The sequence below is a fragment of the Micrococcus endophyticus genome (genome assembly GCF_014205115.1).
Taxonomy (GTDB): domain Bacteria; phylum Actinomycetota; class Actinomycetes; order Actinomycetales; family Micrococcaceae; genus Micrococcus; species Micrococcus endophyticus.
In genome coordinates, this window is the sequence record NZ_JACHMW010000001.1 from 2,102,946 (window position 1) to 2,123,457 (window position 20,512).

Sequence of the window (20,512 nt, forward strand, 5' to 3'; positions counted from 1 at the left end):
GGGCCGGTGGAGGGGTGGGAGGAGGGTCGGTGGGGTGGTGGGAGGAGGGGTCAGAGAGTGATGGACGCCGCGGGAGATCCCGAGCTGTCCTGCATCTGGCCGTTATGAGGCCCGGAATCGCCCTCATCACGGCCCTTTGCAGGACAGCTCGGACACGAAGCGGCCATTTGCAGGACAGCTCCGGCACCATTCGGAGAACGCGCGGACCTTGCGCGCACCGGACGCGAGACGGACGGTTCCCTCGCGATGGCGCACGATGGGACGCATGGGGGATGACAACGCACGCATGATCCGACGCTTCCGCAGCAGCTCGACGAGGCGGCCGCTCCACAGGTCCCTGACCCGCCGCGGCAACCGATCGAGCAGGAGGCTCCACACTGACGATCGGGTGTCATTGCCTCCGAGTTCCGTCGCAGGGTTGTTCCTAGGACCCTTTTTGGCCACGCATCTCTTCGCTTGGGGACTCTTCGCTTTTGTCTATCTGATCGCACACCCGGGAGGCGGTTCCGTCTTCACCGCCTCCATGTGGAGATTCACCACCGATGTGGCGGTGAACACCGGTCTGGCCATGGAGGATTCGCTCCTGGCCCTGACCTCCACGGGCGTGACCGTGACGGTCGCCTTGTACATTCCGGTGGCAGCCGGGCAGTTGGTCAGCCCCCGAGGCGGCGGTGAAACCCAGCGTCGCCTCGGAAGCCTTGCTCTCGCGACGTCGGGTGTGTTCGCGGGTATCACGACGGGGGCGTACATCGCATCGATGACCCACGGGGCCCACCCGGCATCGATGATTCCCGAGCTCCTCCTCCAAGGGCTCATGATCGCCCTGTCGCTTCAGCTGGGAACGCATCTCTTCGACGATCGGGAAGAACTGCCATCGCGCTTGGAGGACGACGAACGCAGACTCGAGATGCAGCTCAGCGACGCCGCCCGGAACTCGCTGTCAGACGACATCCAAGGAAAGCTGGGCGGTGACTTCACGCTCCCTTCGATGAACCAGTGGGCGAAGGCCGCCCGCACGCTGACCCTCCGACGAACCCTGCGTCTGATCATCTGGGTCTTCGGTTACCTACTGGCCGGTGCATTCCTCGGCGCGTTGACGTTCGCGTGCACCTCACTGGTGCTGGAGCGCGAATGGGATGCCAGGATCGTCGCCTTGGGCGCGGTCATCGGGGTCTACGCGTATGTTGCCAGTGGGATGATCACCTCCCACGACCAGTCCACTCCAGTCTTGAGCTGGCTGGTACGAGCCGCGGGAGCCACCGTCTGGCTCCTGTTGCTCGCGAGTGGTCTTGTGCTCCTGGCCCCATCGTCCTCGCAAGGCAGCGTTTCCTTGGGCATCGCGGTGCTCGGAGTCATCCATGTCCTGTGGCGGCGAAGGTCCCCGGGCGAACAGGGTCTGGGGCTCTCACCCTTCATGCTCTCGCATCGCGTGAACACAACCCTCGCTGAAGAAGCACTCACCAGCGTGTGGTCCAGGCAGCTTCACGCCGGCATCCTGCCGCGTCCCCTTCTCGGGACGACCTGCCGGACTTCGCCCTTGAGGGATGCTGCTCGCTGAGCACTCCTCTCCCCCGCAGCGTGGACCGCTTCCCGGATCAGGAAGGACCAGCCACAGCTCTCGAAGGACGAGCTCCTTCGGGCGACGCTGGAGCACTACGGCCAGAAGCGCTTGACCGAACAGATTCGCGCCCATCTGAACGCCGTCCATGCACTCATGGACTCGATAAGCGGCGGGACGCGGTAACCCTGTCCTGCATCTGGCCGTTATGAGGCCCGGAATCGCCCTCATAACGACACTCTGCAGGACAGCTCGGACAGGGAACGGCCATCTGCAGGACAGCTCGGCCTGGGGGCCGCGAAGAGCCCGCGCCTAGACTGGCCGCGACCCCTCGGCCCACCCCCACGCACCCACACCCCACACCCCACACCCACCCCAGGAGCCCCCGCCGTGCCTCGCGTCTCATCCCGCCCGCACACGGGCCGCGACCGCCTGGTCTGGGTGGACGTCGCGCGCGGGATCGCGCTGGTCTCCATGTTCGTCGCGCACGTGGCGCCCTCGGGCGGCCCGGCGGGCGTCCTGAACCTCTCCGAGCACCTGACTGCGGCGCTGTTCGCGGCCCTCGTGGGCGTCTCAGCGCGCCTGGAGGTGCAGGGCCTCGGCGTCGGCCGCGCCCTCGTGCGCGCGATGGTCCGCGCCGCCGCCCTGCTCGGCGCCGCCTGGCTCACCGCCCTCTTCGACGCGGCGGTCGTGGACGTGCTCACCCACCTGGCCGTCATCACCGTCCTCATGGCGCTCCTCGCGGCCCTGCCCTTGGCCGTGCACCTCGTGCTCGCGCTCCTCGCCGGCGGCGGCGGGATCCTGCTGACGGCGGCCGGCACGCTCGCCGTCGCCGACGCCCTCGCCCCGGCCGCGCGCGCCCTCGGCCTGGACCCCGCGGAGCTGGTCCCGGCGGTCGCCGGCTTCCTCACCGCCGGCCCGTACCGCCTCACCGCGTTCCTCGCGTGGGCGCTGCTCGGCGCGGTCCTCGTGCGCACGGTCCACGTCACGACGACGGCGCTCCCCCGTTCCGGCCGCCTCGTCGGCCTGGGCTGGGGCGTCGGCGGGGTGGTCCTGGCCGGCCTGGTGATCCTGCTGTCCCGGGTGCAGACCGGGGCCGCGCCCGTGCCCTACGCGGGCACCGCCGCCGAGATCCTCGTGGACACGGGCCTGGTGCTCGGCGTGCTGGGCCTGTGCGCCGCCGTCGTGCCGTCCCGGCCCTCGCCGGCCACGGACCTGCTGGCCGTGCCGGGCTCCATGACCCTCTCCGTGTACGTGGCGCACCAGGCCTACCTGGGCTGGGTGCTCACGGCCGGCCCCGGCCCGTGGGTCGACGGGCGCGGCGCGGACGACACCTGGTTCAACCTCGCCTCGCTCCTGGCCGGCGGGATCCTGCTGCCGCTGCTGTGGCGGGGCCTCGTGCGGGTCCGCCCCTTCCGCGCCGGCCCGCTCGAGGGGATCGTCCGCCTCGTCACCGACCCGATCGGGCGCCGCTCGAGGGGAGAGCACTGATGGGCCGCCGCGCCGACGCCCCCGCCGGGCCGGGCCGCGCCGTCGTCGTGCCGACCACGATGTCCTCGCCCGCACCGGCCTCCGCCCCCGTCCACACCCCCGCGCCCGCGCCCGCGACCTCGTCCGCCCCAGCGGGTAGCCTCGGGCAGGTGAGCGAATCCACCACGTACCTGCTGGTCGACGGCGAGAACATCGACGCCACCCTCGGCACCTCCATCCTGCAGCGCCGTCCCCAGCCGGACGAGCGCCCGCGGTGGAACCGCCTCCTGTCCTTCATGGGCGAGCACTGGGACCAGCCGGTCAAGGGCCTGTTCTTCCTGGCCATCGACGGTGACATCCCCGTGCCCTTCGTGCAGGCGCTCACCGCGATCGGCTACAAGCCGATCATGCTGCGCGGCGCCGGCAAGGTCGTGGACATCGGCATCCAGAAGACGATGGAGGCCCTGCAGGAGCGGGACGACGACGTCGTCCTCGTCAGCCACGACGCCGACTTCGCCCCCCAGCTCACGGACCTCGCCGCCACCCCGGACCGCCGGACCGCGATCATCGGCTTCGAGGAGTTCCTCTCCCACGAGCTGCGCCGGATCCCGGACGTCGAGTTCTTCGACCTCGAGTACGGCGTGGGCTCGTTCGACACGCCGCTGCGCCGCCTGCGCGTCATCGACATCGACGAGTTCGACCCGCTCGAGTTCCTCTGACCGAAGAAGGCCCGCCATGGCCCCGCGCCCCACGCCCATCCGCTCCGTGCTGCAGGTCTTCGCGCTCGACTGCCCGGACCCGCCCGCGCTGGCCGAGGCCGCAGGCGCCCGCCGGCACCCGGTCCAGCCGGCCGAGGACGGCTCCTGGGTGGTCTTCACCGACCCGGCGGGCCACCTCTTCTGCCTCTGCCAGGCCTGACGGCCCGGTGCCCGGGGTCAGGCCCCCGGCGTCACTCCCCCGCGTCCGGCAGCGGCAGCATCGGCCGGTGCTCGTAGAACGTCTGCAGCACCACGGTGGTCCGCGTGTTCACGGAGGCGGTGTGCCGGATCTCGCTGACGAGGGCCTCGAGCTCCCGGGGCGAGCCCACGCGCACGAACAGCATGTAGGCGGCATCCCCGGCCACGGAGTGGCAGGCCTCGATCGCGGCGATGGGCTCGAGCAGCGCGGGGGCGTCGTCGGGCTGGCGGGGGTCCAGCGGGGTGATCTCGATGAACGCGGCGAGCGGCTTGCCCACGGCCTCGGGGTCGAGGATCGCCTGGTAGCCGGTGATCACGCCCGTGGACTCGAGCTTGCGCAGGCGCGCCTGCACGGCGGAGGCGGAGAGCCCCACCCGTTCCGAGAGCTGGGCCAGGGTGGCGCGCGGGTCGCGGGAGACCTCGGCGGCCAGGCGTGCGTCCACGGGGTCGTCCATGCGCGGAACGCTAGCAGGCGCGGTCGCCCTGTTTGACACCACCCCATCCCGCCGTGGATTCTTCTGGCAGTGACACCCGTCACCGGAAATTCTCCGCCCAGAGCGCGACAGGAGGCGACCATGTCCACTTCCCTGCACCCCCCGCAGGCCGTCATCGGCGAGCCGGAGGTCCTCGAGGACGTGCGCGCCGACGTCGTCTCCCACCCGGCCTGGCTGCGCCTGAAGGCCGCCGCCACCGCCCTCCAGGGCCTGCAGGCCAAGGACGGCTCGGTCCCGGACCCCGCCGACCACCCCACCGCCGGCGGCCACGTCGAGACGATCACGGCCGCCGTCGCCGAGCTGGCCCCGCTGTTCCCGCACGACGCCGCCTACCTCGCCGCGCTGCCCCGCGACTTCGCGCGCTGGCGGGACGGCGGCTTCGGCGTGCCGGACTTCCTGGACTCCCTCGTGGCCTTCCAGCCGCAGGAGCACCGCGTGGACGGCATCCGCCACCTCGCTGTGTTCCCCATGTACACGCAGAACGGCTCGTCCTCCCGGCACGTCGAGGCGCTGCTGGTGGAGGCCATCTGGCCGGAGTTCATCGCGGAGCTCGAGGCCGGGGACTACGGCAACCGGCTCTTCCTCTCCCTGCGCCTGCTCGACTTCACCCCGGGCTACGAGACCAACTCGGCCGTCCTCTTCCCGGAGACCGTGGCGATGCGCGAGATCCCCACCTTCACGTGGGGCGCCATCTTCCAGGACCGCGAGGCGGCCCGCTTCCGGCGCGTGGTGGCCGCGGCCGCCGAGATCACCCGCCTGGACCTGCCCCAGGACGCGGCGGAGCTCGTCGCGGACCAGGACCTGGCCGAGCAGACGTTCGTGATGTGGGACCTCATCCACGACCGCACGCACATGCGCGGGGACCTGCCCTTCGACCCGTTCATGATCAAGCAGCGCATGCCGTTCTTCCTCTACACGCTCGAGGAGATGCGCTGCGACCTCACAGCGTTCCGCGAGTCGGTCCGGATCGAGCGCGAGCTCTCCGCGCGCGCCACGGCCGGTGAGGAGCTGACGGCCGTCGAGGCGCAGACGCTGCGCCACGCGAAGCTGGTCCAGTACGCGGTGCTCTTCGACCGCGTCTTCCGCTTCGCGCTCACCGGCTCCCGCGTGCGCAACTACGACGGCCTGGGCGGCCAGCTGCTCTTCGCGTGGCTGCACCGCCGGCACGTGGTCCAGTGGCGGGACGTGAAGCTCACGATCGACTGGGACCGCCTGGCCGAGGCCGTCGTGGAGCTCGGCGACGCGATCGACCGCCTCTACTGGGAGTCCATCGACCGCCCCAAGACGGTGCACTGGCTCAAGGCCTACGAGCTCGTCGCCTCCGTGGTGGCCCCGCATCCCGCCTCCGTGTGGGCCCAGGGCCTGCCCCGCGAGGTGCTGGCTGGCCCGCCGAAGGAGATGACGGACCTCGTGCTCGACGACGAGTTCCCGCTGTCCATGTTCTTCGAGGCGCTGGACAAGAAGCTGCGCGGGGTCATCGAGTCCACCGCCGGCATCCGCGCCGCGGACGCCTGAGCCGTGGGGACGCTGACCGGACGCACCGTCCTGATCTCCGGCGCCACGAGCGCCTCCGGGCTCGCGGCCGCGCGCGCCCTCCTGGCCGCCGGCGCGGACGTGGTCGCCACGGGCCGCAGCCCGGAGCGGCTGGCGCCGCTGGCCGCCCTCGGCGCCCAGACCGCCGCCCTGGACCTCACCGACGAGACGGCCGTGCGCGGCCTCGTCGAGGACCTGCACGCCCGCGGGGTCCGCGTGGACGGCCTGCTGCACCTCGTGGGCGGCTGGCGCGGCGGCGGCGGGCTCGCGGGGCAGTCCGAGGAGGACTACCGTGCCCTGGAGTCCTCCCTCACCGCGCTGCGGCACGTGAGCCGCGCCCTCGACGACGACCTGCGGGCGTCCTCGGCGGGCCGGCTGGCGATCGTCTCGTCCACGGCGGTCGCCCGCCCCCTGGCCGGCGGGGCCGCCTACGCCGCGGTGAAGGCCGCCTCAGAGGCCTGGACCCGCGCCGTGGCGCAGGGCTGGGCCAAGGCCGCCCGCGACGCCGGCACGGAACTGCGCGGCGCGGCCGTGGTGCTGCGGGTGACGTCCCTCGCCGGGCTGGAGGACCGGCTCGCGGAGCAGTTCGTCCGCCTGTGGTCCGCCGACGCGGCCCAGCTCAACGACTCGATCCTGGCCGTCCAGGAGAAGGAGACCGCCTGACATGCAGCAGATCCACGACCCGGCCTCCCGGGGCTTCGCCTCGGACAACTACTCGGGCGTCCACCCGGAGGTGCTCGCCGCGATCGCCGAGGCCAACGGCGGCCACCAGACGGCGTACGGCGAGGACGCGTACACGGCGCGCCTGGCGGAGGTGGTCCGCGGCCACTTCGGCGAGGACGCGCAGGTGTGGCCGATGTTCAACGGGACGGGCGCCAACGTCGTCGCCCTGCAGTCCATGCTCCCGCGCTGGGGCGCCGTGATCTGCGCGGACACCGCGCACATCCACGTGGACGAGGGCGGCGCCCCGGAGAAGTCGGCCGGGATCAAGCTGCTGACCGTGCCCACCCCGGACGGCAAGCTCACCCCCGAGCTGATCGACGTCCAGGCGTGGGGCTGGGGCGACGAGCACCGGGCCCAGCCCCTCGTCGTCGCGATCACCCAGTCCACCGAGCTGGGCACGCTCTACACCCCGGAGGAGATCCGGGCCATCACCGAGCACGCGCACGCCCGCGGCATGACCGTGTTCCTGGACGGGGCGCGCCTGGCCAACGCCGCGGCCGCCCTGGACCTGCCGCTGCGCGCGTTCACCACCGACGTCGGCGTGGACGTGCTCTCCCTCGGCGGCACCAAGAACGGCGCGCTCGGCGCCGAGGCCGTGGTGGCCCTGAACCCCGCCGCGACCACGGGCATGACGTACCTGCGCAAGAGCCAGATGCAGCTGGCCTCGAAGATGCGCTTCGTCTCCGCGCAGCTGCTCGCCCTGTTCGACGGGGACCTGCACCTGCGCACCGCGCGCCACGCCAACGCGATGGCGCAGCGCCTGCAGGACGCCGTCGCCGCCGGCATCGCGGACGGCTCGCTGCCCGGGGTCGCCCTGACCCAGCGGGCGCAGGTGAACGCGGTGTTCGCCACGCTGCCCGCGGGGGTGGCCGACCGGCTGCGCCGCTCGTTCCGGTTCTACGACTGGGACGAGGCCAAGGGCGAGGTCCGCTGGGTGTGCAGCTTCGACACCGCCGAGGAGGACGTGGACGCGTTCGTGGCGGCGCTGCGCGCCGAGCTCGCCCCGGCCGACTGACGCCCCGGCACCCCGGCCGGCCGGCCTGAGCCGCCGGACGACGACGGCCGCCCGCCTCGCGGGCGGCCGTCGCCTCACTCGGCGGGCAGCTCCAGGAGGCGCTCGATGGCCTGGGCGACGCCGTCGTCGTCGCACTCGCCGACCACGGCGTCCGCGACCGCGAGCAGGGACTCGTGCCCCGAGGCCACGGCCAGGCCGAGGCCCGCCCAGGCGAGCATCTCCGTGTCGTTGGGCATGTCCCCGAACGCCACCACGTCCCGCGCGTCCACGCCGCGCCGGGCCGCGAACTCGGCCAGCGTGGCCGCCTTGTGCACGCCGGGGGCGGCCATCTCCACGAGGGACACCCCGGGCGCCGAGTGGGTGGCGTTGAGCAGCTCGCCGAGCTCCTCGCGCGCGGCGGCGAGGAAGACGTCCGGGTCCATGGTGGAGGAGCGGGCCATCAGCTTCACCACATCCACGTGGCCGGGCAGCACGGCCTCGAGCCGCTGGGCGGTGCGGAAGCCCTCCTCCAGCTCGCCCCGCTCGGAGAACGCGGACTCCCAGAAGAAGCCATCCAGGGTCTCGGCGCCGAAGGCGGCGGAGCGGTCCAGGGCGCGCAGCCGGCCGACGGCGTCCCACACGGCGTCCCGGTCCATCGGGTGGTGCAGCAGGACCTCGTCCGTGGCGGTGTCCACCACCACGGCGCCGTTGGAGCAGATCACGGGGCCCACCTGCCCGAGCTGCTCGCTCAGGGCGCCCAGCCAGCGCAGGGGCCGGCCGGTCACGAACACCACCTCGACGCCGGTCTCGTGCGCCTCCTGCAGCGCCGCGACTGTGCGCGGGCTCAGGTACCCCGAGCGGGTGTGCCGGTAGCCGATGATCGTGCCGTCCAGGTCGGTGGCGATCAACCGCGGGCGGCGCGGAGGCAGGGGCAGGGCGCGCATGCGCTCCAGTCTAGGTGCGGGCCCGACGCCGGGCGGGGCTGTTCTCCGCGGGCGTGCGCGGGCACCATGGGCGGGTGAGCACCGTTTCCGCGCCCTCGCGCGCCCCCCGCACCGTGACCGTCACCGGCGCCGCCGGGAACATCGGCTACGCCCTGCTGTTCCGCATCGCCGCCGGCGGCATGCTCGGCCCGGACACCCCCGTCCGGCTGCGCCTGCTGGAGATCCCCGCCGCCCTGCGGGCCGCGGAGGGCACGGCCATGGAGCTCGCCGACGCCGCGTTCCCCCTGCTCGCGGACGTGGAGGTCACGGACGACCCCGCCGTCGCGTTCGACGGCGTCCAGCACGCGATGCTCGTCGGCGCGCGCCCGCGCACGAAGGGCATGGAGCGCGGGGACCTGCTCGAGGCCAACGGCGGGATCTTCGGCCCCCAGGGCCGGGCGATCAACGACCACGCGGCGGACGACGTGCGCGTCGTCGTCGTGGGCAACCCGGCCAACACCAACGCGCTGATCGCCGCCGCCCACGCCCCGGACGTGCCCGCCGAGCGGTTCACCGCCCTCACCCGCCTGGACCACAACCGGGCCGTGGCGCAGCTGGCCGCCCGGGCCGGCGTCGCGGTGACGGACGTGGCCGGCGTGACGATCTGGGGCAACCACTCGGCCACCCAGTTCCCGGACCTGACCCACGCCCGCGTGCGCGTGGACGGCGGCTGGCGGCCGGCGCTCGAGGTCGTGGACCCGGCGTGGGCGGCCGAGGAGTTCGTGCCCCGGGTGGCGAAGCGCGGCGCGGAGATCATCGAGGTGCGCGGGGCCTCCTCGGCGGCCTCGGCCGCGAGCGCGGCCGTCGACCACATGCGCGACTGGACCCTCGGGACGGACGCGGGGGCGGACGGCACCGGGACGGACGCCGCCCAGCCGGGCGCCGGGACGGACGCGGGCCCGCGCTGGACCTCCGCCGCCGTGGTCTCGGACGGCTCCTACGAGGTGCCCGAGGGGCTGATCAGCTCGTTCCCCGTGACCTCGGACGGCGGCGCCGCGTGGCGGATCGTCCCGGGCCTGGCCCCGGACGAGTCGCTGCTGCCGGGGACGGGCGGGCGGCTGGCGGCCACGGTCGCCGAGCTCGAGGCCGAGCGGGACGCGGTGCGCGGGCTCGGCCTGCTCTGAGCCTGGCGGAGCCGGGCTGCGACGGGCCGGGGCGGGCACGCCGAGCCGAGGGGCCGGCGTCGTCCCGGCCCGGGCCGGAGCGGACTTCAGTCCGCGAGCTCGTCCCGCGTGGGCGGGTCGGCGCCGGGCCGCGAGGCCGTGATGGCCGAGGCGCGGGAGGCGTAGATCAGCACGGACTCCACGTCCGCGGGGTCCATGGCGTGCAGGCGCTCCCGGTTCTCGGCGCCGAGCAGGGAGCGGTCGTCGAGGGCGGCCAGGAGGGCGGCGGTGAAGGAGTCGCCGGCGCCCACGGTGTCCGCCACGTCCACGGGGACGATCGGCCGCTCCACCACGCCGTCCCGCGTGACGGCCACGATGTCCTCGGCGCCGCGCGTCATCACCACGAGCGCGGGGCCCATCCGCTGCCACGCCTGCAGGGTCTCCACCAGCGGGCGGGCCGGGTACAGCCAGGCGACGTCCTCGTCCGAGGCGTGCACCACGTCCGCCAGGCGCACGGACTCCTCGGCGCGGGCGCGGGCGAACGCCCGGTCCGGGACGATGCTGGGGCGCACGTTGGGGTCGTAGCTGATGGTGGTGTCCGCGGAGATCCGCTCGAGCAGGGACATCACGTCGGCGTCGCCCGGGGCGAGCATGGTGGCGATCGAGCCGGCGTGCATGTGGCGCAGGCGCCCGCCCGCGGCCGCGGCGAACTCCTCGGCGAGCTCCTCGGCCGGCGGCAGGGTCCAGTCCAGCTCGAACTCGTAGCTGGCGGCGCCCGTGGGGTCCAGGCGCGCGGTGGCCTGCGAGGTGGGGGCGGCGTCCTGCTCCAGGAGGCAGCGCACGCCGTTGTCCCGCAGATGGGAGGCGATCATGTCCCCGTGCTCGTCCCGGCCGAAGCGGCCGGCGAAGAGGACGGGACGGCCCAGGCGGCTCAGGCCCACGGCCACGTTCAGGGGGCTGCCCCCGACGTGCACGCGGGGGGTCGCGGTGTCCGAAACCACGACGTCGACGAGCGCCTCTCCGATCACACCACAGTAGTCAGCCACGGCTCCACGATACCCTAATCACCGTCGCGGAACCGGGGCCGCACGGAGCCTTCCCGTTGCCCCTTGAAGCGTCCACCTCCCTCGTTTCCCTACCCCTGGCAGGCGACCGTGTCCTCATCCCCCTCCCGCCCCGCCCCCGGCTTCGGCTGGCGTCTCCACGGCGACGGCCGCACCATCACCTCCGGCACCGTGGTGGCCCCCGACGAGCGGCTGAGCTGGCCGCGGACCGTCGGCATCGGCGTCCAGCACGTCATGGCCATGTTCGGCGCCACCGTGCTCGTGCCCGCGCTGACCGGCATGCCGGCGACGACGGCGCTGCTGTTCTCCGGCGTCGGCACCCTGCTCTTCCTGCTGCTCACCGGCAACCGGCTGCCCTCCTATCTGGGCAGCTCGTTCGCGTTCATCGCCCCCATCACGGCGGCGACGACGGCCGGCGGCGTGGGCGCGGCGCTCGGCGGCGTCCTGGTCACCGGCGTGCTGCTGGCGGTCATCGGCCTCATCGTCCACCGGGCGGGCACGGGGTGGATCCACGCCCTGATGCCGCCGGCGGTGATGGGCACGATCGTCGCGCTGATCGGCCTCAACCTCGCCGGCGCCACCACCACGGCCATGCAGGAGGTGCCGCTGACCACCTTCGGCACCGCCCTGGCCATCGTGCTCACCGCCGTGCTGTTCCGCGGCCTGCTCGGGCGCCTGTCCATCCTGGTGGGCATCGTCGTCGGGTACCTGCTCGCCCTGGCCCAGGGCCAGGTGGACTTCACCGCCGTGGGCGAGGCCGGCTGGCTGGGCCTGCCGCCGTTCCACGCCCCGGAGCTGCACTGGAACCTGGTGCCGCTGTTCCTGCCGGTGGTGCTGGTGCTCGTGGCGGAGAACATCGGGCACGTGCGCACCGTGGGCCTCATGACCAAGCGGGACCTGGACCCGCTCACGGGCCGCGCGCTGATCGCCGACGGCCTGTCCACCACCCTCTCCGGCCTCGGCGGCGGCGTGGGCACCACCACGTACGCGGAGAACATCGGCGTGATGGCCTCCTCGCGCGTCTACTCGACGGCGGCGTACTGGGTGGCCGGCCTCACCGCGATCGCCCTCGCGTTCCTGCCGAAGTTCGGGGCCGCCGTCGCCACGATCCCCGCCGGGGTGGCCGGCGGCGCCGGCATCATCCTCTACGGGATGATCGGCGTGATGGGCGTGCGCATCTGGGTGCAGAACCGCGTGGACTTCTCCAACACCATCAACCTCATGACGGCGGGCGCCGGCCTGATCATCGCGATCGCCGACCCGCAGCTGGTGCTCGGCGGGCTCGTGTTCGGCGGCATCACGCTCGGCACGATCGCCGCGCTCGTGGTGTACCACCTGATGACCGCGATCGCGCGGGGGCGCGGCACCGAGCCGGTCTCCGAGGACGACGACGCCTACGAGGCCTCCGAGGCCGGCCGCCTGGGCTGACCGGGACGCCTCTTTCACACGACGAGTCCCGCACAGTTGGGCTTAAATCGGGCGTTTGACCCCAACTATGCGGGACTCGTCAAAGTTGCCGGGGGTGAGCACTGAGGTTGGCGGGCCCGGTCAGCGGGAGCTGTTGCCCCGCCGACCGCGGGCCACGCCCACGAAGGACTGCACGAGCTCGGAGTCGGCCTCCTTGAGCCAGGCCAGGGCGACGTCCCAGCCGGGGTGGCGGGCGGCGTCGTCGTCCTCCGCCTCCCCCGGACCGGCGGCGGCCGTCCCGGCATCCCCGGCGTCCGCCTCGACCTCGGCGCGCGTCGCGGCGGCCTCGCGGTCGGCGCGGGACATGCCCACGGTGTCGTCCAGGGCGGAGGCCAGCGGGAGCACCACCACGTCCTTGCGCCCGAACATGCGCGCCACGGACATGGGCAGCACCACGTGGCCCGCCCCGGACGCGGCGATCTCCAGGGCCATCCGCTCGCCCGCGCCGGGCAGCTCGGCGGAGTCGAGAGGATCCTCGACGGGCGCCGCGGCGAACCGGGCGGGGTCCAGCTCCTCGTGCGAGTCGAGCTCGGCGAGCGGCACGGGGCCGTCCGCCTCGGCGTCCCACGCGGCCAGCAGGTGGTCCCTGCCCACGCACACCACGGGCAGCTCGGCGTACACGCCCACGAGGTGCACGCGCCGCGGGTCCACGCCGGCGGCGCGCAGCATCTCCTCGGCCTCGACGTCGCGGCGGCGCCGCACGTAGCCCAGCTGCGGCAGGGGGTGCCGCGGCATCCCGGCGTCGTCGTGGGCCAGGTGGGCCAGCTGGGAGGCCTCGTCGTGGTTCACGAGCTGCACCACGCGCTGCCGGGTGGTGAACCGGTCCACCCACGTGGACGGCGTCGCCCCGGGGATGGTGGCCAGGAACAGGGTCTCGGGGGGCGCGGCCAGGTCCGCGGGCGCGCTCGGGGCACGACGGCGGCCCTCGCCCCCGGCGCGGGAGCCGGACCCGGCCCGCTGGGGACCGCCGCCCTTGGCTCCGGCGCGGCCGCCCGTGCGGGTGGAGCGGGCGGGCCCGCCCCGGCTGGCGCGCTGGCGTCCTGCGCCGCGTCCGCCTCGTGCGCCGCTCAGCGGACCTTCTCCTTCAGGAAGGCCACGGCGCGGCCCCACGCGAGGGCGGCCGCCTCGGGGCGGTAGTTGCCCTGCGGGTCGTCGTCGTTGTGGAAGGCGTGGGGGGCGTCGTAGTAGAAGTACTCGACCTCGGCCCCGGACTCGTCCCGGATCTGCTGCTCCTGCTTCTTGGCGTCCTCGACGGAGAACATGGAGTCCTGCTCGCCGTAGTGGCCCTGGATCGCGGCCTTCACGCCCGCGAAGTCGCCGGGCACGCCCTGGCCGACGCCGTAGAACGGCACGGCCGCGGAGACCTTCTCGCCCTGCTGGGCGGCCAGGGCCAGCACGAAGCCGCCGCCCATGCAGAAGCCGATCGCGCCGACCGTCGTAGAGGTGACCTCCTCGCGGGCCAGCAGCCAGTCCACGGCGCCGGCCAGCTGGCGGGCGCCCTCCTCGGCGGGCAGCTTCTGCATCATCTCGCCGGCCTCGTCGCCGTCGTGGGCGATCCAGCCGCCGTAGAGGTCCGGGGCGAGGGCCACGAAGCCCTCGGCCGCGAGCCGGTCGCAGACGTCCTTGATGTGGTCCACGAGGCCCCACCACTCCTGGATCACGATCACCGCGGGCCCGGAGCCGGACTCGGGCAGGGCGAGGTAGCCGTGGCCCACCTGGTCGCCGTCGCGGGAGGCGTCCTTGGAGGGCAGGTCGAACGTCGTGTTCTGGTGCGGGGTCTTCGAAGCCATCATGGGCCCCACACTACGAGCAGACCGGGCCCCTCATCGAGGGGCCCGGTCCGGGGGATGCGTCTCAGTCAGACGGGTGCACAGCGGTCTGTGCGGCGCTCAGGCTCAGGCCTGGGCGTCGGCCTCGGGCAGCACGAAGGCGGCGCCGATCTCGAGCTTCACCTTGTCGGAGACCAGCACGCCGCCGGCCTCGGTGGCGGCGTTCCAGGTGAGGCCGAAGTCCTTGCGGGAGATCTCGCCCTTGGCCTCGAAGCCCACGCGGGTGGTGCCGAAGGGGTCCACGTCCTGGCCGCCGAGCTCGGCCTCGAGCTCCACGGTGCGGGTGACGCCGTGCAGGGTCAGCTCGCCGACCAGGGTGAACTCCTCGGCGGCGCCGCGGACCTCGGTGGAGCGGAAGGTCATGGTGGGGAACTGCTCGACGTCGAAGAAGTCGCCGGAGCGCAGGTGCTGGTCGCGGCCCTCGTTCTTGGTGTTGATCGAGGCGACGTCCACGGTCACCTCGACGGAGGAGGCGTTGAAGTCCTCGGCGACGACGAGCGTGCCCTCGACGGCCGCGAAGGTGCCGCGGACCTTGGAGATGCCGGCGTGGCGGACCACGAAGTCGACGTCGGAGTGGGCGGGGTCGAGGTTCCAGGTGCCGGTGGTGATCTGAGCCATGGGGTGCTCCTTCGGGGAGAGGTTTCGGGTGGTTCCGTGCTGCGTCCGGGGGGCGGGGTCCGGCCTGGTCTCCAGGCGTCCGGTCCGTGGCCTCCGGTCTCAGGAATCATTCAAGCATTAACCCTCGGGGTCGTCCAGCGATAAATGCTTGAAATTGCAAAGAGTGATGAACGTCACCATCCGGCGGCGGGTCCCGGCCGTCGCCGTGGGCCGGGACCGTTCCGACGAACGTCGCACGGGGACCCGACCCAGGTCTCTCCTGCCGGCGACGCGGCGTCCCTAACGTCCCGTGTGGCGGCCCGATCCGCGGCCGCGCCCCTCCACGTCAGGAACCCGTCATGCCCCACCGACCGCCCCCGTCCTCCCCCTCGCCGCGGCGGGGCCGACCCCTCCGGGGCCTGCGCGGCCTCGTCGCCGCCGGCGGGGTCGTGCTGCTGCTCGGATCCGCCGTGCAGCCGGCCGCCGCGCAGCCGGCCGACACCGCGGCGCAGTCGGCCGCCGTCGCGCACGCACCGTCGACGACGGCCACCGCCGCCTCGACGCCGCGGCTTCCGCGCGTCGCCGCCGTCCGCGAGCTGGACGCGCGGATCGCCGAGGCGGGCGCCTACCTGTCCCGCGGGTCGGACGGCGTCCTCCGCTTCGACGCAGCGGCCGCCGCCGCGGACGGCGCCTCGGCGGACGTCCTCGAACTCGGGGCCGTGATGAACCAGATGGCCGGCCCCGCCTCCTCCGGGCCCCACGCGCAGGCGAAGCTCAGCCTTCCCATCTGGGGCAACTGGTGCGGGCCCGGCCATGGCGGCGGAACGCCGATCGACGTCCTCGACTCGATCTGCCGCACCCACGACCGGTGCTACGGCGCCCGCGGCTACTTCGCCTGCTCGTGCGACCGTGAGATCGTCAAGAACATCCGCGCCAACGTCCACCGGATGGGCTCCCGCGAGAGCCTCGTGGCCGCGGCCGTGGCCACCTACTTCACCTACTGCCTCTGCAACCCCCTGAAGTGAGCCCGACCATGACCTCCGCGACCTCTTCATCGCCGGCCTCGCCCGCCCCGGCGGCGGCCTGCCTCGTCCTGACCCTGGCGGCCACGGCCGCGCTGCCGGACTGGAGCGGCTCGGGCGTCGCCCGGCCGCTGTGGGCCCTCCTCCTCCCGGCCGCGCTGGGGCTGGCCGGCGCCGGACTCGCCCTGCGGGCACGGCGGCCGGGCTGGGCGGCGGCGTGCGCCGCCGTCGGCCTCTGCGCCGTGCCCGCGCTGATCGTCGTGACCACGATCGTCTCCGGGCCCTGACCCCGCCGCGGGCCGGGCTCGGGCCGGCGATGCGCGGGCCGTGCCCGGGCGGGCTGTGCCCGTGCGGGCCTCAGGCGGGCGCGCCGACGACGATCACGGGTAGAGCCCGCGGGTGCGGTGCGCCTCGGCGACCCGCTTGACCGCGAGCACCGTGGCCGCCTCGCGCAGCGTGAGGTCGTGCTCCCGGGCCGCGGCCTGCACCGCCTCCCAGGCCAGCACCATGCGCCGCTCGAGGCGCTCGGCCACCTCCTCGCGGGTCCACCAGTAGGCCTGGTTGGCCTGCACCCACTCGAAGTAGGAGACGATCACGCCGCCGGCGTTGGCCAGGATGTCCGGGGCCACCAGCACGCCGTTCTCGTTGAGGATGCGGTCGGCCTCGCCCGTGGTGGGGCCGTTTGCGCCCTCCACCACCACGCGGGCGCGCACCCGGTCCGCGTTCTGGGCGGTGAGCACGCCCTGCACGGCGGCGGGGACCACGAGGTCCACGTCGGACAGCAGCAGCTCGTCCGCGTCCATGGCCTCGGTGCCGGGGCAGTCCACCACCTTGCCGGTCTCGGCCACGTGCGCGGACAGGGTCGCGAAGTCCACGCCGTCCTCGCACCGGACGGCGCCGTACTGGTCCGAGACGGCCACGACCCTCACGCCGGCGGCCGCAAGCAGCTCCACCGTGCCGGCGCCGACCTTGCCGAAGCCCTGGACCGCCGCCGTCGCCCCCTGCGGATCGATGCCGCGGTCCCGCAGGGCCGCGAGCGCCACGTGCACCACGCCCTCCGAGGTGGCGGAGGCGCGCCCGAGTGAGCCGCCGAGCGAGACGGGCTTGCCGGTCACCGCGCCGAGCGTGGTGTGCCCGACGTTCACCGAGTAGGTGTCCATCATCCAGGCCATGGTCTGCTCGTCCGTGCCCATGTCCGGCGCGGGGATGTCCACCTCGGGGCCGATGATCGGCTGGATCTCCGAGGTGTAGCGGCGGGTGACGCGCTCGAGCTCCGCCTTCGAGTACTTGCGCGGGTCGATGGACACGCCGCCCTTCGCGCCGCCGTAGGGGACGTCGACGAGCGCGCACTTCCAGCTCATCCACATGGCCAGCGCGCGCACCTCGTCCAGGTCCACGTCCGGGCTGAAGCGCACGCCGCCCTTGGCGGGGCCGCGGGAGATGTTGTGCTGCACGCGGTAGCCGCGCAGGACCTCCACGGCGCCGTCGTCGCGACGCAGGGGGATGGAGACGGAGAGCTCGCGGCGCGGGGCCGCGAGGGTCTGGTGCAGGCCCTCGTCGTAGCCGAGCGTGCGCACCGCGGCGGCCAGCTGGGCCAGCGCGTTGTCGAGCGGGGAGGACGGGGCGGCTGCGGCCTCGTCCGGGGCGGGGATCCTCGTCATTGAGCGTCCTCGAGTCGGGGTCGGTTCATGGAACGGCCCGGGAGGACGCACGGGCGGCCGCGCGCCGTTGCGCGGCCGGCGTCCTCGCGGGCTCCGCAGAACGGTACGGCCCGCCCCGCACCGCGTCACCCCCTTCGGGCCGGGTCCGGACGGGTCGGCGCGAGGGCCGCCCCGCGGTGGACTTTCCGACGGCGTGGCCCGCGCGCGGGACGGTTCCGTCGCCGGAGGGTGACGTGGCACACACGGGCGTGTACTGTGCCTGGTAGCGCCGCACACCCGCGGCGCCCTTCGGCGTCCATCCCGCGCCGCTCCTGCTGGGCCCACCTGGTCCGTCCCCCGGTCGTCCGCCGCGCGAGGCACCCTGCCCGCGGCCCGCACGTCCCGACGCCGCCAGTCCCCGCCCGGATCGCCGTCCCCCTCTCGCCCCTGCGCGAGAGGCAGGCTCCGGCGCCCGCCCCGTGAAGGAGCCCTTTCATGACCGTGACCCTGCCCGCCGCGATCACCCCCTCCCCCGCGTTCCAGGCCGTGCCCGGCCAGCGCATCGACCCGGAGCTCGCCCGCTCCTGGCTGCTGGTCAACGCCGCCCAGCCCGAGCGGTTCCAGCCCGCCGAGGACTCGGCCGCGGACATCGTCATCCTCGACATCGAGGACGCCGTGGCCCCCAAGGACAAGGACCGGGCCCGCGCGGACGCGCTCGCCTGGCTGACCTCCGGCCACACCGGCTGGGTGCGGCTCAACGGGTACGGCTCGAAGTGGTGGGAGGACGACGTCGCGGCGCTCGCCGAGGCCCTGCCCGCGCACCTGGGCGGGCCGGTGGCCGAGGGCGGCCTGGCCGGCGTCGTGCTGGCGATGGTGGAGTCCACGGACCACGTGAACGAGACCGCCCGCCGCCTGCCCGGGGTGCCCGTGGTGGCGCTCGTGGAGACGGCGCGCGGGCTGCAGCGCATCGACTCGATCGCCGCGGCGAAGGGCACGTTCCGCCTGGCGTTCGGCATCGGCGACTTCCGGCGCGACACGGGCCTGGGCGAGTCGCCGATGGCGCTGGCCTACACCCGCTCCCAGTTCACGATCGCGGCGAAGGCCACGGGCCTGCCCGGCGCGATCGACGGCCCCACCGTGGGCTCCACCGGCGTGAAGCTCGCCGAGGCGACGGCGGTGACCGCGGAGTTCGGCATGACCGGCAAGCTGTGCCTCGCGCCGGAGCAGTGCGCGGCCGTGAACGAGGGGCTCAGCCCGTCCCAGGAGGAGCTGGCGTGGGCCCACGAGTTCCTCGCGGACTTCGAGGCCGACGGCGGCGAGATCCGCAACGGCTCCGACCTGCCCCGCAAGGCGCGCGCGGAGAAGATCCTCGGGCTGGCCGCCGCGTTCGGCGTGCACTCCACGCGGTACCCGGACCAGGACAACGCGATCACGGCGCCGTCGGACACGTACCACTACTGAGCGGGGCCGCCGCCCACCAGAAACGCGGGTTGAGTTGTCACGGGTGCGGAGGCCGCACACCGGTGACAACTCAACCCGCGTTGCCTCGGGGGGCGCGGATCCCGCCTCCGCTCACACGTCCTGACGCGTCCGGCGCACGACGGCGGCCCGCACGGAGAACGCCAGCATGATCGCCAGGATCCCGTAGATCACCCACGTGATGGGGGTGGAGACGAGCACGGCCGGGTCGCCCACCGAGCTGAGCAGGGCGTCGCGCAGGCTGGTCTCCGCGAGCGGGCCGAGCACCATGCCGATCATCAGCGGCGCCAGCGGATAGCCGTACCGCCGCATCAGGAAGCCCAGCACGCCGATCCCCAGGAGCATCAGCAGGTCGAACACCGCGCCCGTGGTGGCGTAGATGCCCAGCCCGCAGAACAGCGTGATCCCCGCGTAGAGGTAGTGCTTCGGGATGAGCAGGAGCTTGGCCCACAGCTGCGCGAACGGCAGGTTGATCGCCAGCAGCACGATCATTGCGATGAAGAAGCTCGCCAGCAGCGCCCACACGAGGTCCGGGCTGCGGTCGAACAGCAGGGGGCCGGGCTGCAGCCCGTACTGGCGGAACGCCGCCAGCATGATGGCCGCCGTCGCGGAGACGGGCAGGCCGAGCGTGAGCAGCGCGCCCATCGCCATGCCGGTGGTCGAGTTGCCCGCGGCCTCCGGGGCCGCCAGCCCGCGGATCGCGCCGCGGCCGAACTGCGGATTCGCCCGGCGCCGGTCCAGGCGCCGCTCGGCCGAGTACGCCAGGAACGTCGGCACCTCGGAGCCGCCCACCGGCACGATGCCGAACGGCAGGCCGATCGCCGTGCCGCGCAGCCACGCCGGGGCGGCCTCACGGAACTCGGCGCGCGAGAGCCACGGCCGGCCGGTGCGCCGGATGCGCAGGTCCTCGTGCTTGCGGCGCACCCGGGAGGCCACGTGGAACACCTCGCCGAGCGCGAGGATCGCCACCGTGACGGTCACGAGCGGGATGCCGTCGAACAGCTGCGGGGAGCCCATCGTGAAGCGCTCGGTGCCGGTCACCGCATCGATCCCGACGACGGCGATCCCCAGTCCCAGCACCAGGGAGGCCAGGCCGCGCAGCACCGAGTCGGCGACCACCGAGGAGGTGGCCACGAACGCGAAGAGCGCGAGCGCGAAGTACTCCGCGGGGCCGAAGCGCGTGGAGAACTCCGCCAGCACGGGGGCGAGGAGCACGACGCACACCGAGGCCACCATGCCGCCGATGAAGGCGCCGAGCGCCGCCGTCGCCAGGGCCTGGGCCGCCCGGCCGTCCTGGGCCATGCGGTGGCCCTCGAACGTGGAGGCGATGGCCGAGGCCTGGCCGGGGGTGTTCATGAGGATGGCCATGGTGGAGTCGCCGAAGAGGCCGCCGAAGTACACGCCGGCGAACATGATGAACGCGGCGGTGGGCTCGAGGGCGAAGGTCATGGGCAGCAGCAGGGCCACGGCCATCGAGGAGCCCAGTCCGGGCATCACGCCGACCGCGGTGCCGAGCAGACAGCCCAGCACCACCCAGAACAGGTTCATGGGGGTGAGGGCTCCGGCGAAGCCCTCCATGAGGAGTCCGAAGGTCTCCATG

20 protein-coding genes are annotated in these 20,512 nt (G+C 73.7%); 12 read left to right on the forward strand and 8 right to left on the reverse strand.

Annotated features, from left to right (window positions below):
• The first annotated feature begins 436 nt into the window (after window positions 1–436).
• The 4 genes from HDA33_RS09605 (at window position 437) to HDA33_RS09620 (ending at window position 3,946) form a co-directional block, all read left to right on the forward strand.
• Window positions 437–1,558: a hypothetical protein gene (locus tag HDA33_RS09605; RefSeq protein ID WP_184172821.1), complete on the forward strand. Its 1,122-nt coding sequence runs from the start codon at window positions 437–439 to the stop codon at window positions 1,556–1,558.
• Between the two features lie 390 nt (window positions 1,559–1,948).
• Entirely contained in the window at window positions 1,949–3,049 is a 1,101-nt protein-coding gene (locus HDA33_RS09610) for a hypothetical protein (RefSeq protein ID WP_184172823.1), read from the forward strand.
• A 149-nt stretch (window positions 3,050–3,198) separates the two neighbouring features.
• Window positions 3,199–3,747: an NYN domain-containing protein gene (locus HDA33_RS09615; RefSeq protein WP_184172825.1), complete on the forward strand. Its 549-nt coding sequence runs from the start codon at window positions 3,199–3,201 to the stop codon at window positions 3,745–3,747.
• 16 nt (window positions 3,748–3,763) lie between these two features.
• Window positions 3,764–3,946, forward strand: coding sequence for a VOC family protein (locus tag HDA33_RS09620; protein ID WP_184172827.1), 183 nt, complete (start codon window positions 3,764–3,766; stop codon window positions 3,944–3,946).
• A gap of 31 nt (window positions 3,947–3,977) precedes the next feature.
• Here the strand turns inward: HDA33_RS09620 and HDA33_RS09625 are convergent, their stop codons facing one another.
• Window positions 3,978–4,439, reverse strand: a complete 462-nt coding sequence (locus HDA33_RS09625) for an Lrp/AsnC family transcriptional regulator (RefSeq protein WP_184172829.1) — start codon at window positions 4,437–4,439, stop codon at window positions 3,978–3,980.
• A 120-nt stretch (window positions 4,440–4,559) separates the two neighbouring features.
• On the opposite strand from HDA33_RS09625, the gene HDA33_RS09630 reads away from it, so the two are divergent.
• Genes HDA33_RS09630 through HDA33_RS09640 form a run of 3 tightly spaced genes read left to right on the forward strand, consistent with a single transcriptional unit; the run spans window position 4,560 to window position 7,749 of the window.
• Window positions 4,560–5,993 (forward strand): DUF6421 family protein, encoded by a 1,434-nt coding sequence (locus HDA33_RS09630; RefSeq protein ID WP_184172831.1) that lies wholly within the window; start codon window positions 4,560–4,562, stop codon window positions 5,991–5,993.
• A 3-nt stretch (window positions 5,994–5,996) separates the two neighbouring features.
• Window positions 5,997–6,674, forward strand: coding sequence for an SDR family NAD(P)-dependent oxidoreductase (locus HDA33_RS09635; protein ID WP_184172833.1), 678 nt, complete (start codon window positions 5,997–5,999; stop codon window positions 6,672–6,674).
• A gap of 1 nt (window position 6,675) precedes the next feature.
• Complete coding sequence (locus HDA33_RS09640; RefSeq protein WP_184172835.1) at window positions 6,676–7,749, forward strand: threonine aldolase family protein; 1,074 nt, start codon at window positions 6,676–6,678, stop codon at window positions 7,747–7,749.
• Window positions 7,750–7,823: 74 nt separating this feature from the next.
• Here HDA33_RS09640 and HDA33_RS09645 read toward each other — a convergent pair whose 3' ends face one another.
• Window positions 7,824–8,672: a Cof-type HAD-IIB family hydrolase gene (locus tag HDA33_RS09645; protein WP_184172837.1), complete on the reverse strand. Its 849-nt coding sequence runs from the start codon at window positions 8,670–8,672 to the stop codon at window positions 7,824–7,826.
• A gap of 74 nt (window positions 8,673–8,746) precedes the next feature.
• Here HDA33_RS09645 and HDA33_RS09650 point away from each other — a divergent pair, with 74 nt between their 5' ends.
• On the forward strand, window positions 8,747–9,835 hold the full coding sequence (locus tag HDA33_RS09650; RefSeq protein WP_184172839.1) for a malate dehydrogenase: 1,089 nt from the start codon (window positions 8,747–8,749) through the stop codon (window positions 9,833–9,835).
• 86 nt (window positions 9,836–9,921) lie between these two features.
• Here the strand turns inward: HDA33_RS09650 and HDA33_RS09655 are convergent, their stop codons facing one another.
• Window positions 9,922–10,842, reverse strand: a complete 921-nt coding sequence (locus HDA33_RS09655; protein WP_017489016.1) for a carbohydrate kinase family protein — start codon at window positions 10,840–10,842, stop codon at window positions 9,922–9,924.
• 126 nt (window positions 10,843–10,968) lie between these two features.
• Here HDA33_RS09655 and HDA33_RS09660 point away from each other — a divergent pair, with 126 nt between their 5' ends.
• Entirely contained in the window at window positions 10,969–12,306 is a 1,338-nt protein-coding gene (locus HDA33_RS09660) for a solute carrier family 23 protein (RefSeq protein WP_184172841.1), read from the forward strand.
• Window positions 12,307–12,426: 120 nt separating this feature from the next.
• Here the strand turns inward: HDA33_RS09660 and HDA33_RS09665 are convergent, their stop codons facing one another.
• From HDA33_RS09665 to HDA33_RS09675, 3 genes are all read right to left on the reverse strand, one after another.
• The gene (locus tag HDA33_RS09665; RefSeq protein WP_338104324.1) at window positions 12,427–13,455 is read right to left on the reverse strand and encodes a hypothetical protein; all 1,029 of its coding nucleotides are present in this window, start codon (window positions 13,453–13,455) and stop codon (window positions 12,427–12,429) included.
• Window positions 13,413–14,138 carry a dienelactone hydrolase family protein gene (locus tag HDA33_RS09670; RefSeq protein WP_184172843.1) on the reverse strand — a complete coding sequence of 242 codons (726 nt, stop codon included), beginning with the start codon at window positions 14,136–14,138 and terminating at the stop codon, window positions 13,413–13,415. Before HDA33_RS09670 ends, HDA33_RS09665 begins: the two co-directional genes overlap by 43 nt.
• 102 nt (window positions 14,139–14,240) lie before the next feature.
• The gene (locus HDA33_RS09675; protein WP_184172845.1) at window positions 14,241–14,792 is read right to left on the reverse strand and encodes a YceI family protein; all 552 of its coding nucleotides are present in this window, start codon (window positions 14,790–14,792) and stop codon (window positions 14,241–14,243) included.
• 338 nt (window positions 14,793–15,130) lie between these two features.
• Between HDA33_RS09675 and HDA33_RS09680 the strand changes: the two genes are divergently transcribed.
• Together HDA33_RS09680 and HDA33_RS09685 are read left to right on the forward strand one after the other, a co-directional pair.
• The gene (locus tag HDA33_RS09680; RefSeq protein ID WP_184172847.1) at window positions 15,131–15,796 is read left to right on the forward strand and encodes a phospholipase A2 family protein; all 666 of its coding nucleotides are present in this window, start codon (window positions 15,131–15,133) and stop codon (window positions 15,794–15,796) included.
• An 8-nt stretch (window positions 15,797–15,804) separates the two neighbouring features.
• Window positions 15,805–16,080 carry a hypothetical protein gene (locus HDA33_RS09685; protein WP_184172849.1) on the forward strand — a complete coding sequence of 92 codons (276 nt, stop codon included), beginning with the start codon at window positions 15,805–15,807 and terminating at the stop codon, window positions 16,078–16,080.
• A gap of 93 nt (window positions 16,081–16,173) precedes the next feature.
• Here HDA33_RS09685 and HDA33_RS09690 read toward each other — a convergent pair whose 3' ends face one another.
• Window positions 16,174–17,454, reverse strand: coding sequence for a Glu/Leu/Phe/Val family dehydrogenase (locus HDA33_RS09690; RefSeq protein WP_158493174.1), 1,281 nt, complete (start codon window positions 17,452–17,454; stop codon window positions 16,174–16,176).
• A 474-nt stretch (window positions 17,455–17,928) separates the two neighbouring features.
• Between HDA33_RS09690 and HDA33_RS09695 the strand changes: the two genes are divergently transcribed.
• On the forward strand, window positions 17,929–18,894 hold the full coding sequence (locus tag HDA33_RS09695) for an HpcH/HpaI aldolase/citrate lyase family protein (RefSeq protein WP_184172851.1): 966 nt from the start codon (window positions 17,929–17,931) through the stop codon (window positions 18,892–18,894).
• Window positions 18,895–19,005: 111 nt separating this feature from the next.
• On the opposite strand, the gene tctA is transcribed toward HDA33_RS09695, so the two are convergent.
• Window positions 19,006–20,511 carry a tripartite tricarboxylate transporter permease TctA gene (gene tctA, locus HDA33_RS09700; RefSeq protein ID WP_184172853.1) on the reverse strand — a complete coding sequence of 502 codons (1,506 nt, stop codon included), beginning with the start codon at window positions 20,509–20,511 and terminating at the stop codon, window positions 19,006–19,008.
• Window position 20,512 lies beyond the last annotated feature (1 nt).

What these genes read in the sequence shown, in the direction of transcription:
- HDA33_RS09620 (WP_184172827.1), top strand. Translation starts at nt 3,764, where the DNA reads ATGGCCCCGCGCCCCACGCCCATCCGCTCCGTGCTGCAGGTCTTCGCG.
- HDA33_RS09625 (WP_184172829.1), bottom strand. Translation starts at nt 4,439, where the DNA reads ATGGACGACCCCGTGGACGCACGCCTGGCCGCCGAGGTCTCCCGCGAC.
- HDA33_RS09630 (WP_184172831.1), top strand. Translation starts at nt 4,560, where the DNA reads ATGTCCACTTCCCTGCACCCCCCGCAGGCCGTCATCGGCGAGCCGGAG.
- HDA33_RS09640 (WP_184172835.1), top strand. Translation starts at nt 6,676, where the DNA reads ATGCAGCAGATCCACGACCCGGCCTCCCGGGGCTTCGCCTCGGACAAC.
- HDA33_RS09645 (WP_184172837.1), bottom strand. Translation starts at nt 8,672, where the DNA reads ATGCGCGCCCTGCCCCTGCCTCCGCGCCGCCCGCGGTTGATCGCCACC.
- HDA33_RS09670 (WP_184172843.1), bottom strand. Translation starts at nt 14,138, where the DNA reads ATGATGGCTTCGAAGACCCCGCACCAGAACACGACGTTCGACCTGCCC.
- HDA33_RS09675 (WP_184172845.1), bottom strand. Translation starts at nt 14,792, where the DNA reads ATGGCTCAGATCACCACCGGCACCTGGAACCTCGACCCCGCCCACTCC.
- HDA33_RS09680 (WP_184172847.1), top strand. Translation starts at nt 15,131, where the DNA reads ATGCCCCACCGACCGCCCCCGTCCTCCCCCTCGCCGCGGCGGGGCCGA.
- HDA33_RS09685 (WP_184172849.1), top strand. Translation starts at nt 15,805, where the DNA reads ATGACCTCCGCGACCTCTTCATCGCCGGCCTCGCCCGCCCCGGCGGCG.
- HDA33_RS09690 (WP_158493174.1), bottom strand. Translation starts at nt 17,454, where the DNA reads ATGACGAGGATCCCCGCCCCGGACGAGGCCGCAGCCGCCCCGTCCTCC.
- HDA33_RS09695 (WP_184172851.1), top strand. Translation starts at nt 17,929, where the DNA reads ATGACCGTGACCCTGCCCGCCGCGATCACCCCCTCCCCCGCGTTCCAG.
- tctA (WP_184172853.1), bottom strand. Translation starts at nt 20,511, where the DNA reads ATGGAGACCTTCGGACTCCTCATGGAGGGCTTCGCCGGAGCCCTCACC.